The sequence below is a fragment of the Alteromonas australica genome (assembly GCF_000730385.1).
Lineage (GTDB): Bacteria > Pseudomonadota > Gammaproteobacteria > Enterobacterales > Alteromonadaceae > Alteromonas > Alteromonas australica.
In genome coordinates this window covers 3,385,011-3,400,605 of record NZ_CP008849.1, presented here as the reverse complement: position 1 = coordinate 3,400,605, position 15,595 = coordinate 3,385,011, and the positions used below count along the sequence as shown (strand labels likewise).

The 15,595-nt window shown below is 45.7% G+C and carries 16 protein-coding genes; 9 read left to right on the top strand and 7 right to left on the bottom strand.

Annotated features, from left to right (window positions below; translation table 11 throughout):
* The first annotated feature begins 59 nt into the window (after positions 1-59).
* The 3 genes from typA (at position 60) to EP13_RS14895 (ending at position 3,638) form a co-directional block, all read left to right on the top strand.
* Positions 60-1,892 carry a translational GTPase TypA gene (gene typA / locus EP13_RS14905; RefSeq protein WP_044057979.1) on the top strand — a complete coding sequence of 611 codons (1,833 nt, stop codon included), beginning with the start codon at positions 60-62 and terminating at the stop codon, positions 1,890-1,892.
* 136 nt (positions 1,893-2,028) lie between these two features.
* The gene (locus EP13_RS14900) at positions 2,029-2,400 is read left to right on the top strand and encodes a response regulator (protein WP_044057978.1); all 372 of its coding nucleotides are present in this window, start codon (positions 2,029-2,031) and stop codon (positions 2,398-2,400) included.
* Positions 2,401-2,489: 89 nt separating this feature from the next.
* Positions 2,490-3,638 (top strand): MalY/PatB family protein, encoded by a 1,149-nt coding sequence (locus tag EP13_RS14895; RefSeq protein WP_044057977.1) that lies wholly within the window; start codon positions 2,490-2,492, stop codon positions 3,636-3,638.
* Positions 3,639-3,727: 89 nt separating this feature from the next.
* On the opposite strand, the gene EP13_RS14890 is transcribed toward EP13_RS14895, so the two are convergent.
* Positions 3,728-4,924, bottom strand: a complete 1,197-nt coding sequence (locus EP13_RS14890) for an Nramp family divalent metal transporter (RefSeq protein ID WP_044057976.1) — start codon at positions 4,922-4,924, stop codon at positions 3,728-3,730.
* Between the two features lie 187 nt (positions 4,925-5,111).
* On the opposite strand from EP13_RS14890, the gene EP13_RS14885 reads away from it, so the two are divergent.
* Positions 5,112-5,771, top strand: coding sequence for a UPF0149 family protein (locus EP13_RS14885; RefSeq protein ID WP_044057975.1), 660 nt, complete (start codon positions 5,112-5,114; stop codon positions 5,769-5,771).
* A 14-nt stretch (positions 5,772-5,785) separates the two neighbouring features.
* On the opposite strand, the gene EP13_RS14880 is transcribed toward EP13_RS14885, so the two are convergent.
* The 3 genes from EP13_RS14880 to EP13_RS14870 all read right to left on the bottom strand — a co-directional run bounded on the left by EP13_RS14880 (position 5,786) and on the right by EP13_RS14870 (position 8,175).
* Positions 5,786-5,986, bottom strand: coding sequence for a hypothetical protein (locus tag EP13_RS14880; protein WP_044057974.1), 201 nt, complete (start codon positions 5,984-5,986; stop codon positions 5,786-5,788).
* 80 nt (positions 5,987-6,066) lie between these two features.
* Positions 6,067-6,495, bottom strand: coding sequence for a protoporphyrinogen oxidase HemJ (gene hemJ / locus EP13_RS14875; RefSeq protein ID WP_044057973.1), 429 nt, complete (start codon positions 6,493-6,495; stop codon positions 6,067-6,069).
* A gap of 3 nt (positions 6,496-6,498) precedes the next feature.
* A complete protein-coding gene (locus EP13_RS14870) occupies positions 6,499-8,175 on the bottom strand; it encodes a chloride channel protein (protein ID WP_044057972.1) in 1,677 nt (558 codons plus the stop codon).
* A gap of 108 nt (positions 8,176-8,283) precedes the next feature.
* Between EP13_RS14870 and EP13_RS14865 the strand changes: the two genes are divergently transcribed.
* Positions 8,284-9,009 (top strand): DUF6776 family protein, encoded by a 726-nt coding sequence (locus EP13_RS14865; RefSeq protein ID WP_044057971.1) that lies wholly within the window; start codon positions 8,284-8,286, stop codon positions 9,007-9,009.
* On the opposite strand, the gene EP13_RS14860 is transcribed toward EP13_RS14865, so the two are convergent.
* Both EP13_RS14860 and azu read right to left on the bottom strand, forming a co-directional pair.
* Positions 9,010-10,206: a putative manganese transporter gene (locus EP13_RS14860; RefSeq protein WP_044057970.1), complete on the bottom strand. Its 1,197-nt coding sequence runs from the start codon at positions 10,204-10,206 to the stop codon at positions 9,010-9,012.
* A 64-nt stretch (positions 10,207-10,270) separates the two neighbouring features.
* Positions 10,271-10,720 carry an azurin gene (gene azu, locus EP13_RS14855; RefSeq protein WP_044057969.1) on the bottom strand — a complete coding sequence of 150 codons (450 nt, stop codon included), beginning with the start codon at positions 10,718-10,720 and terminating at the stop codon, positions 10,271-10,273.
* 337 nt (positions 10,721-11,057) lie between these two features.
* Here azu and EP13_RS14850 point away from each other — a divergent pair, with 337 nt between their 5' ends.
* The 4 genes from EP13_RS14850 (at position 11,058) to minE (ending at position 14,502) form a co-directional block, all read left to right on the top strand.
* Positions 11,058-12,434, top strand: coding sequence for a class II fumarate hydratase (locus tag EP13_RS14850; RefSeq protein WP_044057968.1), 1,377 nt, complete (start codon positions 11,058-11,060; stop codon positions 12,432-12,434).
* 231 nt (positions 12,435-12,665) lie between these two features.
* Positions 12,666-13,409 carry a septum site-determining protein MinC gene (gene minC / locus EP13_RS14845; RefSeq protein WP_044057967.1) on the top strand — a complete coding sequence of 248 codons (744 nt, stop codon included), beginning with the start codon at positions 12,666-12,668 and terminating at the stop codon, positions 13,407-13,409.
* A gap of 29 nt (positions 13,410-13,438) precedes the next feature.
* Positions 13,439-14,248 carry a septum site-determining protein MinD gene (gene minD, locus EP13_RS14840; RefSeq protein WP_044057966.1) on the top strand — a complete coding sequence of 270 codons (810 nt, stop codon included), beginning with the start codon at positions 13,439-13,441 and terminating at the stop codon, positions 14,246-14,248.
* A complete protein-coding gene (minE, locus tag EP13_RS14835) occupies positions 14,248-14,502 on the top strand; it encodes a cell division topological specificity factor MinE (protein ID WP_044057965.1) in 255 nt (84 codons plus the stop codon). The genes minD and minE overlap by 1 nt, the downstream gene beginning before the upstream one ends.
* Before the next feature lie 6 nt (positions 14,503-14,508).
* On the opposite strand, the gene EP13_RS14830 is transcribed toward minE, so the two are convergent.
* Positions 14,509-15,330: a polyphosphate kinase 2 family protein gene (locus EP13_RS14830; RefSeq protein ID WP_044059039.1), complete on the bottom strand. Its 822-nt coding sequence runs from the start codon at positions 15,328-15,330 to the stop codon at positions 14,509-14,511.
* Positions 15,331-15,595: the final 265 nt, after the last annotated feature.

Below are 15,595 nucleotides of genomic sequence, written 5' to 3'. Positions count from 1 at the left end.
GCAACAAATCTAATGCATACTATTTTGGTATGTATCGATTTACACAGGCTCTATTAAGCATGAATACCACTGATATTAGTAAATTGCGTAACATCGCAATCATTGCCCACGTTGACCACGGTAAAACAACATTGGTTGACAAACTGTTACAACAGTCGGGCACCCTTGAATCTCGAGGCGAGCAAGAAGAGCGCGTGATGGACTCGAACGACATCGAGAAAGAACGCGGCATTACCATCTTAGCGAAAAACACTGCAATTAACTGGAATGACTACCGTATCAACATTGTTGATACTCCAGGACACGCCGATTTCGGTGGTGAAGTAGAGCGTGTTATGTCAATGGCTGACTCTGTACTTCTTCTTGTCGACGCACAAGAAGGTCCAATGCCGCAAACCCGTTTTGTTACGCAAAAAGCGTTTGCTCAAGGTCTTAAGCCAATTGTTGTTATTAACAAAATCGATAAGCCAGGCGCGCGCCCTGACTGGGTAATGGATCAAGTTTTTGACTTGTTTGATAACCTAGGTGCTACAGATGAACAGCTAGATTTCCAAGTTGTTTACGCTTCAGCGTTAAACGGCTGGGCGTCATTGGATGCCGATGCGCCTACCGATGACATGACACCACTTTTCCAAACTATCGTTGACCAAGTAGCTGCGCCTGACGCAGACGTTAACGGCGGTTTCCAAATGCAGATTTCTCAACTAGATTACAACTCTTATGTAGGCGTAATTGGTGTGGGTCGTGTAAGCCGTGGTTCTGTTAAGCCTAACCAGCAAGTCACGGTGGTCACTGCTGACGGTAAAACACGTAACGGAAAAGTGGGCCTAGTATATGGTTACCTTGGTCTAGAGCGACACGAAGTTGATGCGGCCAATGCGGGTGATATCATTGCTATCACAGGTCTTGGCGAACTGAAAATCTCTGACACGATTTGTGATGTCAATGCGGTTGAAGCACTTCCACCTCTTTCGGTAGATGAGCCAACGGTTACCATGACCTTCCAAGTTAATACTTCACCGTTTGCGGGTAAAGAAGGTAAGTACGTTACGTCTCGTAATATCCTAGAGCGTTTGAACGATGAACTGGTTCACAACGTAGCATTACGCGTTGAAGAAATGGCCGATCCGGATAAGTTCCGCGTGTCAGGTCGTGGCGAACTTCACTTAGGTATTCTTATTGAGAATATGCGTCGTGAAGGTTACGAGCTTGCGGTATCACGTCCAGAAGTTATCTTGAAAGAAGAAAATGGCGAAACGCAAGAGCCGTATGAAACCTTGACCATCGACTGTGAAGAGCAGCACCAAGGTTCAATTATGGAACAACTTGGTTTACGTAAAGCTGAAATGACTGATATGTCTCCAGATGGCAAAGGTCGTGTACGTATTGACTTCGTTATTCCTAGCCGTGGCCTAATCGGATTCCAAACTGAATTCATGACAATGACGTCAGGTTCTGGTTTGCTTTATCATACATTCGACCATTACGGCCCGTACAAAGGCGGTATTATTGGTAAGCGTAAGAATGGTGTTCTTATCGCGAATGCGAACGGTAAAGCCCTAACTAACGCATTGTTTAACCTTCAAGAACGTGGTCGTTTATTCATTGGCCATGGTGTAGAAGTATACGAAGGTATGGTGATTGGTATTCATAGCCGTGACAACGACCTAACGGTTAACGCGCTTAAAGGTAAGCAGCTAACTAACGTTCGTGCATCGGGTACTGATGAAGCACAAACACTTGTGCCGCCAATCAAAATGTCTCTCGAGCAAGCGCTTGAATTTATTGATGATGACGAGCTAGTCGAGGTGACGCCTGAGTCTATTCGTATTCGTAAGAAGCTTCTTACTGAAAACGAACGTAAGCGTGCTTCTCGCGCACCTAAGTCGTAAACCATTTTACGCGTTAAAAAGCCAACCTTGAGGTTGGCTTTTTTGATCCTGGCGAAAAATATCGACCAAAGGAGTGTTGGCAAAGGCCATTTCTACTTCTATCATCACCAATATACACACAAGAAGGGCGTTATCCGTGCTATCAATTGCAGTTATAGAAGATGATCTTGTTACGCTCGATCTCATTACCGATGCGCTCGAGAATCGAATAGGGGCGACGGTTTATCCGTTTAGCAGAAGTAAAATTGCCCGTGATTTTTTGCTTCAGCAAACCCCAGACTCCTTGCACTTAATCATTAGCGATCAGGTCATGCCTGAGTACGATGGGTTAAGCTTGCTAAAAACCTGTCACGCGGCTCGTTTACAAATCCCCTTTTTGCTGATTACCGCTGACCCTAACAAAAACGTTGTCATGGAAGCCAGAAAGCTAGGGGTGAATGGTTTTCTGGCTAAGCCGCTCAATATGGAAGAATTAACCAGCAAGGCGGTGGAAGTCACGAACGGATAAAAAAGTTCGAATTGATATAAGCAGCGCTAGTTTCCTTACGCCTGAGTTATTACACTAGGGGCTAATTAAATTGGTAATAGGACGCTAGTGTGACTTTTAACTTCGACGACACCCCATCTCGCAAAGAGACATTTTCATTCAAGTGGCAGAAATACAACGGGAAGGATATTATCCCAGCATGGGTCGCCGATACGGAGTTTCGTTGTGCTGAACCCATATTAAATGCCATTTCACGCCATGTAGATCATGGTAACTTAGGCTATATTCTACCTGCCCAACAAACAGACGCGGTGAATGCCGTTGTCCGCTGGCTTGCCGACAAACATGATTGGCAAATTAAGCCTGAATGGCTGGTATGGACCCCAGGTGTGGTGCCCGCATTTAATGTAGCATGCAAAGCCTATTGTGAGCCTGGCGATAAGGTGCTAATTCAAACGCCTAACTATCCACCCCTATTAGCTGCGCCTAAAATTAACGATTTGGAGCGAGTGGATATTGGCACGGTAATAGACAATAGCGACTCAGAAAAACCTCGTTATACCATTGATTTTGAAGCATTGGAAAGCCACGCTGCCGATCCTAAATGTAAGTTGTTTATCGTATGTAATCCGATGAACCCTGTGGGCTCTGTATTGACGCAAGACGAGATTGATAGAATTGCAACAATCTGTAATCAACATAACGTTCGCTTGTGCAGTGATGAAATTCATTGCGATCTTATTTTAGAGCCGGGCAAGACACATATCCCCGCAGGCCGAGTAAGCGAACTAGAAAATAACAGCGTTACGCTGATGGCGGCCAGTAAAACCTTTAACGTGGCAGGGCTTGGTACGTCCTTTGCGGTTATTCCAGACGCAGGGTTACGTCGTCAGTTTACGCAAGCTGCAGCGGGTATTATGCCGTGGGTGACCGTGTTAGGTTTAGCTGCCACACAGGCGGCATTTACTGAGTGTGATGACTGGCATCAAGCGCAATTAGCATATTTGAAAGAAAATCGTGACCGCGTATTTGAGGCCGTTAACAGCATTGAGGGGTTATCCATGATAAAGCCTGATGCGACCTTTTTAGCGTGGGTAGACGCTAGTGGCTTGAAGGTGGATAACGTGCTTACTTGGGCTGAGCAAAAAGGGGTGGGGCCATCACCGGGCGCAGATTTCCATCAAGCGGATCACTTTCGCATAAACTACGGCTGCAGTAAGCAAATGCTAGAGGATATTCTTGCGCGCCTTTGCCAATAAATAGTCGGTAATCCTATCAGTGAACGCACCTGCATTTTGCAAGGTGCGTTCATGTTCGTTCATGTAGCCTAGACTCGCCGCCGAAACAGTTAGAAAAACAGCCCCAGCACTTTGTAGCTACCTAGTCCTATCACGGTTGCAACCACGCATCCTCCAGCAATATTACTCAGTGTGGAATTGCGATATTCACCCAAAGCTTCTTTGTTGTTCATTACCATTAATAGAAACAGCGCGATGATAGGAAGCAGTAATCCATTGGTGGCTTGGGCAAACAAAATGGCGGGTAAGGGTTTAAAGCCCATCATGGCAACGCTTACGCCCACCAGGATAATGATTAACCAAACAGCACGAAACGCCTTTCCTTTCATGTTATCAGAGATACCTAAAGCACCACACACAGCATAGGCTGCGGCAAGGGGAGCGGTTATGGCGCTGGTTAAGCCGGCGGCAAATAACCCTAGAGCAAAAAACCATTGGGCTTTATCCCCTAATACGGGCTTAAGTTGCTCAGACATATTAGCGGCGTCCATGGTGATAGCATGGTTAAAAAACGCCATCATCGCGGTTGCCATCACTATAAGGGTAATTAAACCACCCACACTGATTGCCTGTGCCGACTGACGTCTGCAACGCTTAACAGCCTGATCTTTATCTAGGCCTGCGCTAGACTTAGCCACAAGACTTGCATGCAAGAACAAATTATAAGGCACAATCGTCGTGCCAATTAACGCAAGTACGGTGGTAATGACATCGCTATCTAGCCTAGGGGTAAGCAGTTGTGACGCCATGGCGACCACGTCTGGTTTAGCCACAATAAACGTAATAAAAAATACGCCAGCCATGATGAATACTAAAGCGACCAAGACAGATTCTATCCATTGGTAGCGACCGGTCCATAAGAGTAACGCAGCGCAAATTCCTAGGATAAAGGCCCAGGTGCCTGTGCCTAAATTGGCAAAGGCGTTAAGCCCTATAGCCGCACCGGTTAAATTGCCAGATTCATAAGCTGCATTACCAATACCAATAGCAGAAACAATCAGCGCCACTAAGAGTATTTTTAGGGTGGGGTGAGCAATCTGATCTTTCATCGCATCAGCCAGCCCTTTTTGGGTAGCGACACCTAAGCGCGCTGCCATATCTTGCAGCATTATGGTGGCGAAAACAGAAAAGAGTAATGCCCACACTAAATGAAGACCGAAGTTTGCCCCGGCAAGGCTAGCCGTGGTCACTGTGCCAGGCCCAATAAAGGCAGCTGCGATGATATATCCAGATTTATCTTTTGCCATGTCAACGACTCTTGGTTAAGTTTTGGTATCATGACAATAGGGAGAAGAACACGCAATAGCATTACCTCACCCTATTGTCGTGTGCTTCACTTCGTTAATGATTACCTGTTTGGGTCACCCGTAAAGAAGGGGCGCGAAGGGTACAGGTGGCAACAGGGTATTTGCAACCCTAGGAAGGAAGTTTTGTATGAATACAGCGCCTATAGATGCGTTAGCTCAGGTTTATGAAAATCAAAATTTACACGCTGTTCTGCCAAGTAAGCATGAAGCGGATGGTATGATTTTCGCGGTAGCCGCGGCGCCTGAAATTCCTATGCCAGAGGCGTGGATGCCATGGCTGATCAAGCAATCATCCAGTGTCATGGTGGATCAAGATGTGGATGCGTTGGCTGACGTGTTAATGAATACGCTGCGCGCACATCTCATGGCCATGCGTGATAGTAACCCTAATCTTCCTTCTGCTTGCTATTTCAGACCGGGTATCGATATCCGACAATCCACAGTGACGCAATGGTTAACTGGGCTGCTCTATGCACATCAGCAGTTAGAAAGCGTATGGCAAGAGGCGTGGGATAGGTACGAAAAACAGCCTCCTAATGAACAAACATCCCAAGCTGAAGCGCCTGAAAAGGTCCTCGCGCGGTGCTTAAAGTTATTCTCTACACTTGCCAATGTAGAGCTTGCGCTTGCCCAAAGAAATGACGTGCAGAAAAAGATGTTGCAGGAAAACCTTCCACAATTGTGGCAACAGCTACCGGCGATGCTAAATGAATATGTGACGTTAGCAGGGGAATTGGCGTCAGCGTTGCCTAACCAATTTGAAACTTTTACTCAAACCAAGACGTAAATCGTTTTCCCGCATTATCGGCCACGATGATGCTTTTGCTGTTCCTGGCGCTGAGAGAGAGTATGTTTAAGTGACACCATATAGGTATCTAGTTCGGCCTTTGCGTCATCGTAGGCTTGGTTCAGCGCTATGGAGTCCGGCTCGCGCATAAGGGCCTTAAATGCGTTATCCGTGTTTTGTAATAAGGTTTTCAAATGTTGATTGCTATCTTCCATGATATGTCCCCATACGTTTGCAATTACCGCATATCCTTAGTGTGAATTAATCGTGATATTTTTGCACTCACGCTCAGCGTTTATAATGGTTTAACTACCGCAAGACACACAATACCCAGAATGAGTAAAACGGGGGCTTCGTTGAGTATGCGATAAAACTTAGCACTATGCCTGTTTTCATCACGTGCAAACTGTTTCATCAGTTTAAATAGATAGAAGTGATAGCTGTAAATTGCAACTAAAAAAAGCAGTTTAATGTGCAACCACCCAGACATTTTAAACCACGTGGCGCCGTAACTGACAATAAGTGCCACGCCGAAGACGAGGGTCAGAACCGCAAAGGGTGTCACGAAATACCATAGCCGTCTTTCCATGACCTTAAATTCGTCTTTTACCACCTGCGACTTTGCATTGGCGTGGTAAACAAACAGGCGCGGTAAGTAAAACAGCCCAGCCATCCAAGCAAGCATAAAAAAGATGTGAAGTGCTTTAAACCATAAAATATACATAAACTAGTACTGTGCCTTCTGTAAAAAGCTTTGTAAGATATTCCACGTAATAACGCCAATAATATCATTGAACTCTTGGTCGTAAATATAAACAGCGCCAGAACGGGTATTTTTCAATTGCTCATACACTTCATGAAGCGTACTTTGCGCGTTTAACCCTTCCATTTGGTGATAGCTTAACGCATTTGCATCATGCTCTAAGCTGACATTGTATTGGACCAGTTTATACTGCACATCTATTTCAAATTTTGATTGCTGAATCACAACGTTTGTCGGGTTGTTCGACAAATACTCTTCAAGCGCTTGTTCAGGAGCGTCAACAAACAGCTTATAGTCAGTGCTCATTGCCGCTAGCACCCCAGTTTTTTCCAACGCCTCGCGAATGGATGAAATCGCATAGGGTAAGTTTTGGTAATCAAGCTGACGGATGAAGATAGAGCGATTGCCAAAAAATTGTGTTGCGGTGACGTACGCAGGCACAATAACCAGCATTGCTGGTAATATAATTTGCGGGCTGTACGACAGTTCCATTACCGCGGATAAGGCAGCTAAGGGAGCATGCAGTACCGCGGTGAGCATGCCCGCTATGCCCAAAAGGGCGAAACTGCTGGTGAATTCGGGCACGTTGATAAAATAAGATAAAGGCAATAGAAGCACTGCGCCAGCGAGCATGCCAATGACCATAACAGGGCCAATAATGCCGCCGGGTACACCAAGGCCAATGGCACATACCGCGAGAATCACTTTACTCACAAGAATCGCGCACAATAATAAGGTGCCTGGGTCGCGGTCGAAAAGCTTTTCGACGTCTACAAAATTGGCGCCCAATGCCTCAGGTAACAAGGTTCCAACGGTACCCGTTATCAAAGCGGCCAGCACTAATCGCCAGACCATAGAGACGGGTCTGAAAAATGTCATTACGCGCATGAGTTGATGGTTAAACAAGGTGGCTAACATGCCTAGCAAAACACCAAGGAGCACTAAGTAAAGGTACATCCATTGGCTAAATGCATTAAACGACAAAAATGACAGTTCGTTGAATTCGCCAAAGACGATACGAGTAAGTACAGAGCCACAGGCAGCGGCAAGCATCACAGGAACAAATATATGGATTTTATATTCCCGAAGAACAACTTCCATCACAAAGATAACGGCGGCGAAAGGTGTATTAAACGACGCTGAAATGCCCGCTGCAATGCCGCAACCGGCTAAAATGCGAATGCTGTTGTAGGGTAAGCGAAGCCATTGCCCGAGAAAGCTACTGCCTGATGCGCCAAGGTGAACAGAGGGCCCCTCTCGGCCGACAACAAAACCGCCAGCCAGCGCCAACATACCACCGAAAAATTGGTTAATTGTGGTTCTAAATGGAATATGGCCGTAGTAATACTTCACCCGGTGGATGACGAAAGGGATGCCCATTCGATAATGCTTAAAGCCAGTAATATAGGCTATTAGCAAGATAAGTCCCACACTGACTAAGGGAAGAAGTAAGTACGCTGGCCAGTCACTATTAAACCAGCCTTGTAAGGTGGTAAGCCCCGTGGATTGCAGCCATTCCACACACAATCGAAATAGAATGATCAGTGAAGCCGCGCACACGCCTCCGACGATACCGAGTAAGCAAAGTTGGACAGACGTTCTTGGGTGAGCGACTTCTTGTCGTAAAGCCTGCAGGCGCATGATATGTTAATGTAATGTCGAGATATAATTAGCTTACCACAAACACTTGCAATTCATAATGTTAACTACAGCATCCACCCGCAAGTTAAGTATTAACAAAAAATAACCATGACAACAGACGAATTAAAACAAAGATTGGGCAACCACAAATGGTCGCTTTTAATGGCGCTGCTTATGCTGCTAATGATTGCGCTAGGGTACAAGATTGCCAGAAAACTCGATGCCGGAGATAGTCAGAAAGTTCTCGCACAAGCAGATACCATTGCCTTGTTGTTAGAGGAAAATAACCAACTCACCACGAAAGTTAATCAGTTAGAAATCGCCTTGGCCTTGGAAGGCGAAGAAAAGCAAAACATTCTTGCTGCGCTAACTAAAGAGCGTAATTCGCAGGTAGCACTGATTGAAAAGATTGCTTTTTATGAAAGGGTAATGTCACCAGAGAATGAACAAGGCGGTTTTTCAGTGGAAGGGGTACAAATTCACCCCACCGACGTGGCGGGTCAATATCAGCTTCGCATGGTGTTATTACAACAGAGTAAAACCAAAAGAGTGCTTCGAGGCGATTTGTCGATTGCAATTGTAGGGGACCGCGAAGGTAAAGAAGTGACGTTGAATTCCTCAAATACAGGCAGTATGCCAAGCAAGGTTGCCTATCGATTTAAGTACTTTCAAGCGGTGAATGAAGTGATTCAACTACCAGAAAACGTGCAACCCCGCGATATTGTGCTAACCACAACCGTGTACCAGTATAAAACCCGAAAGGGGAAGTATACGCTAAGCGTGCCGTGGCAAGAGGCGCAGCAAAATGGCTTAAATAATCAGGAAGAAGAGTAGCTACTCGAACAAAAAGTAATAGCCATAACCCACAATAAACGCGGGCAGTGCCGAGTAAAACGTTGCTAACATGGCAGCCTTAGGTGATAACGCTATGGCAGGAAATAACGCATCACCATCGTTACTGATAGCATTGCCTAATTGGGCTGAAAAGGGAATGGCGCCATTGAGGTATAACGTGGTCACGAGAATTTGTGGCCCGCAACCAGGAAGAAAACCAATCACAATGGCCAATGCCACTAAGCCTAAGCCCATTCCTTGAAATAGTTGGGTAATATCGATAGCAAACCACAATATGGACAGTTCAAAAAGCAAAAAGGCAACCACTACCCAAGCCAACACAAATTGGGTATCAAGGGCTGACTTTTCTTGCCAGCTTACCGGGGGCGAAATAGCCTCCTCTTTTGTGATGGAAGCGTAACCGGTAGATGAGCCGCTAAATGCCCAGAGTGAAATGCCAATAAAACAGAGTGTTGCGCCTATATATCCAAGGGATTTTGCTGATATTCCGAGGTATTGATGAACGGGAAGTTGAAGGGCAATGCCTAAGGCGATGGCTAAAGAAGGTATGGCTACCGCCATCCAAAACTTAATCGATGCTCGCTTAACGTTATCACCAAGGCTGAGGTTCGCCTCACTTTCAGTTGATAGAGATGTCTCGGAGACAACTGTATCCTTTAGGGTGTCAGAGGGTTTGTAGTTATGAAATTTGTTGACCACTAAACCCGTAAGACTTCCTACCACAACGCCAACTGCCATAACGGTTAAGCCGTCAATGGGGGATTGCGCTAAAAGCAGAAATGCAGCGTCCCCCATGGTGCTTGTTAATACTGCCACCACCGCCCCAAAGCTAGTGACTCCCTTGGTGTATTGAGTGACGACGATAATGGCACCGCCGCAGCCGGGCAGGGCACCAAGGCATGCAGCCAGCCCAACTTCATAAACTGGATGTTGGTTCATAAATCGGCTTATCGCTTCTGCCGATATTCTTAACGTAGCAAGGTAGTAAAGCGCTAACGAAGCATAGACGAATGCGGCAACCTGAAAGTAGGCGTCTGACAGTACCGCGATTGTGACTTCACGAGTCACGCTTAACCCCAGTAATACCGACAAGATGACGGGCAGTATCACCCGCTTGTTTATCAAATAAGGGTGCTGATTAATCACTGACAGCAGGGTGCGTGAGGTCGTGGTCATTGATGTCACTGGATTGCCTTTTTGAGGAAAAGAGAAACGGCTAGCCGTTTCTCAATAAAAAACACTAACTTTCAAAGGTCACTGTGCCCTTCATAATGCCAATGTGGCCTGGGAAAGAGCAGAAGAAAAGATAGGCGTCAGATTTGTTTAGCCCCTTCACTGAAAAGGTGGTAGAGGTTGATTCACCGCCGCCAATAATATCAGTGGCGGCAATAACACGTTCATCGTCAGGCTTAACATAATTGTTTTCCATTCCTGCGCTAATTCCTGCAGTGGCCACCGGCTGTGCATCAGCCTCTTTGGTCATTACCCAGTTATGGCCCATTGCCTGCTTAGGGAGGTTTCCCGTGTGTTTCAGGGTGACAGTAAAGTCTTCACAGGTGGCAGGAATAACAAGTTCACTTTTGTTGTACTGCATAGCATCATTACTTTCGATAGTGGTTGAACACTCATCAGCCAGACTAAATTGTGAAACGAGTAAGGTGCTAGCGCAAAATAACAAACGTTTTAACATGGTCGAAAATCCTTAAATGGGTGGTTTTACAAACGAAGAAATATCGCATTGAGAACTTGGTTTGTTTAACGTTACGAAACAAGCATACTATGAGATCATTGTTAATGCTAATGATTATCATTAAGCTTGTGTCGTTTGATACTAGATGCTGTCCACCGGCTTTTGGATATGGGGTGGGCGTGAATAGGGGGAGGCGCCATAGTGGTTTACGTTTGCCGCTGCGGTTTAAGGATTGATCAAGGCGTGATATTCCGTAGTACAAACTCACAAGCTAGTGAGTCTTTTAATAGAAAGGCTAACAACACTTCTTATAGGTTAACGGTTAGGGAAATAAACCATGAAAGCAACGCGAACTGAGCGAGACAGTATGGGCGAACTAGACGTCCCTAAAGATGCACTCTATGGCGCACAAACCCAACGAGCCATTCAAAACTTTCCTATTAGCGGGCAGCGCATGCCGCTGGCATTTCTTCAGGCTTTAATACTACAGAAAAAAGCCGCCGCACAGGCCAATTTAAACTTAGCCACGTTAGATGAAAGTAAGGCGACTGCCATTATTAAGGCGTGTGATACCTTGTTAGCAGACGATATTTTGAAGCATTTTCCTGTGGATGTGTTTCAAACAGGGTCAGGCACCAGTACCAACATGAATGCTAACGAAGTCATTGCCCATATTGCCCGGCGAGATAGTCAGCAAGATATTCACCCCAACGATCACGTTAACTGTGGGCAAAGTTCTAATGATGTTATCCCCACCACAATACATATCAGTGCTGCTTTAGAAGTCAGCCAACGGTTGTTACCTGCTCTTAAAGCGTTGGTGAGTATCATTGAAGGAAAAGCCGACGAAGTTGCTTGTTTTTGTAAAACAGGGCGTACCCATCTGATGGACGCCATGCCAGTGAGGATGGATCAAAGTCTTCGGGCTTGGTCCTCACAAATCAGCCAGCAAATTCAAACACTCAATGCAGTGCTCCCTTCAATTCAACAATTGGCGCAAGGCGGAACAGCGGTGGGCACAGGTGTTAATGCCCATCCAGATTTTGGCCAAGAAGTGGCACGGGAACTGTCTGATATGACCGGGATTGCGTTTAAACAAGCAGAAAATGTGTTTTCCCTCATTAGTGCGCAAGACAACGCTGTTACCTTGTCGGGATGCGTAAAATCTACCGCCGTTTCGTTGATGAAAATTGCCAACGATTTACGCTGGATGAATTCCGGTCCTTTAGCGGGGTTAGGCGAAATAGCGTTGCCTGCATTGCAACCGGGATCGTCCATTATGCCAGGTAAGATAAACCCCGTTATTCCGGAAGCGGTAGCGATGGCTAGCGCACAGGTGATGGGTAACGATTCCGCTATTTCAGTTGGTGGGCAGTCGGGTAATTTTGAGTTAAACGTTATGTTACCTATGATTGCGAGCAATTTGTTGTCGAGCATTCATTTAATGACTACAAGTGCCACCCAACTGGGGGAAAAAGCCATTAAAGGCTTTAGTGTGAATCAGGAAAATTTAGATCAGGCGCTTGAGAAAAACCCCATACTCGTCACCGCACTTAATCCTATCATTGGTTATAGCAAAGCGGCAGAAATTGCTAAGGCGGCTTACAAACAAAAGCGTCCTGTGCTAGATGTGGCATTGGAAATGACCGATATACCAAAAGAAGAACTCATTACCCTGTTAGACCCAGTAAAACTAACTGATAATAGCGAGTAAATGTGGTTTGTGTGTCGCAGCAAAACCTGTTGCTGGCGTACGCAGAATTTAGTGTAACTTGCTTAGCTTTCGCTATTTATTACGGGTTTAAAATTTAACTGCCTATTAATTGAGCGCTTAGTGAGGTGATACGCACTTGGCTATTGCCGTTGAAGAGGAATTTGGTAGAGTGCATACTCGCCAAAGCCCTTTAAATGGGTGCGTGCGCAAAAAATTACTCAGGAATAGTTAATGACAGATACGTGCTTTCGAATGAAAGGCACTACGCTTACTAGCATAGTGTTAGAGGTTATCGAATTTGACCCCGACAGGTTTGAATCGCAACTTGCCCAAAAAGTGGCGAGCGCGCCGCAATTTTTTACTCGTTCATCCCTTATTCTTCATCTAAATACGTCCTTGTCTGCCACCGAACTAGAATTGCTGGTGGCGCTATGCCGTAAATTTGAGCTTCAGCCCATGGCAGTGCGTGGCAACACACTGAATTTGAAGTCGGTGATTAACGACCTTGGTTTGGCTGATGTTAGCCAAAGTAAGTTTACGGAAAGCACGCTCAAACCATCAAGCACAAAAACGGCCTCCGATGGCGCCAACCACGAAGCGCCCAAGCCTGCCTCGCCTCCAGAAATCGCACCAGTGCCAGTTATTAAGCCCGCGAAAGTGGTTAATCGACCTGTGCGTTCAGGCCAGCAAGTTTACGCGGAAGGCAGTGATCTCGTGATTACCGCGGCGGTTAGCGAAGGCGCAGAAGTCTTAGCCGATGGTAATATTCATGTGTACGGTACGCTAAGAGGGAGAGCCCTAGCTGGGGTGAAAGGGAATACTCAAGCGCGGGTATTCTGCCAGTCGTTAGATGCAGAACTCATATCAATTGCGGGGCAATTTATTATGCACGACAAAGTCAAAACATCGTGCTGGAAGCAACCCGCTCAAATCTACTTAGAAGACGAATCCTTACATATCGAGCCTATTGCTTGAGACAACAAGATGCCGTCGAGGAATAAATAATGGCTAAAATAATTGTAGTGACATCAGGAAAGGGAGGTGTGGGTAAAACCACATCAAGTGCAGCAATCAGTACTGGGCTTGCACTTAGCGGTCATAAAACGGTTGTCATTGATTTTGATGTTGGTCTAAGAAACCTAGATCTTATCATGGGCTGCGAACGTCGCGTAGTGTACGACTTCGTGAATGTGATTAATAAAGAAGCTTCGCTAAAACAAGCATTAATAAAAGATAAGCGAACCGACAACCTCTTTATTTTACCCGCTTCACAAACCCGTGATAAAGACGCGCTTACCATCGATGGTGTTCAAGCGGTGCTTGACGAACTAAAAGAAGACTTCGATTTTATTATTTGTGATTCCCCAGCAGGTATCGAGCAGGGCGCACAAATGGCACTTTATTTTGCTGATGAAGCCATTGTTGTGACTAACCCAGAAGTTTCCTCAGTGAGGGACTCAGATCGTATTTTAGGTATTTTGCAAAGCAAGTCTATGCGCGCTGAACAAGGCAAAGCGGTGAAAGAGCATCTATTATTAACCCGTTATAATCCTACTCGGGTTGAAAGCGCAGAGATGCTAAGTGTGGCTGATGTTGAGGAAATATTGGCGATACCTTTACTTGGGGTTATCCCTGAATCCGAGTCTGTGTTAAAAGCCTCGAACCAAGGGCAACCTGTTATTCTTGATGAAGAAGCCAATGCTGGTCAAGCCTATGCAGATGCAGTTAAACGTCTATTAGGCGAAACGGTAGAACATCGTTTCCTTGAAGCTGAGAAAAAAGGATTCTTCAAGCGTCTATTAGGAGGGAAGTAATGGGTATTTTCGATTTGCTCAAAAAGAAGCAAAAGCCAAGCACCGCAGCAGTGGCCAAAGAGCGACTCCAAATCATTGTCGCTCATGAGCGTAAAAAGCGAACGGAACCAGACTATCTTCCTATGATGCAACAGGAAATCATTCAGGTTATCCGTAAATACGTCACCATTGCTGACGACCAGGTCTCAGTACAGCTTGATAACAATGACGACTGTAGCGTGTTAGAACTTAATGTGACGCTGCCTGACAGTTAATCACTGTTAGCGAATGGCTGTTTCATCAATATCTAATTGAGAGGCGGCCATTTTGATTAAAGACGCATCTAATGGCGGCGGTGCTATGTCTACCCCTTCACTTAGTTTTGAGGTGATGTACTTTAACGTATCTACCCGTGCTTGCCACTTATGCTCCCCATTTATCACTTTCCATGGTGCGAAGCGGGTGTGCGTTTTAGCCAGCATTTGATTAATGGCGGTAATATATTCCTCTCGTTTCGCCCTATTATGCAAATCTTCTTTGGTCAGCTTCCAGCGCTTATAAGGGTTATTTAATCGCTCCTCAAAACGACGTCGCTGTTCTTCCTTTGAAATATGCATAAATACTTTCACTATACGCACCGCATCGTCGCTTAACGTTTTTTCAAACTCGTTGATTTCGTGGTAAGCACGTTGCCATTCATTTTGTGTTGCAAGGTTATCGATACGTTCAACCAATACCCTTCCATAATGGGAGCGATCTAAAATTGCAAATGTGCCAGGTGAGGGGATCTTCATCCAGAAACGATAGAGAAAATGCTTATTCATTTCCTCGGAAGTGGGCTTCGCGATAGGGTAGACTTGCACCCCTCTAGGATCTAACTGCTCCGTTACCCGGCGAATTGCCCCTCCTTTTCCCGCTGCATCCCAGCCTTCAAAAATAATCAGCGCCCTTTTGTTTTGGTGGTAGTAGGCTTGCTGAACGTGAAAAAGGGCTTGTTGCCATTCTTTGAGAGCACGCTTGTAGTCATCTTTTTGCTCAAATTGTGAGGGGGGAAATGTTTCCTCTAACTGAGGTGGTGCAGATAACTTGGCGTGTTCTTCCATAAAATCCTCACGTTGGTTCGCGTAGTCTTCAATTATTAATACGGTGCCTGGTTTTTGTATGTAAGCGCTCGCTAACTCGAATCTTCTTTGAAAATAGGTAGTGTCATAAGATGTCATAAGGGGCGTCATCAAACGTGACACCGCCAAACTATAGCACTGACGGTGGTTTGTCGTCACGGTACTCATCAAAGTCTTGCTTAAATTCCTTGGCACTCGGTTTGGCGGCAAGCGCACAATCTCAATAAGCGTCTGCTGCAATCTGTGA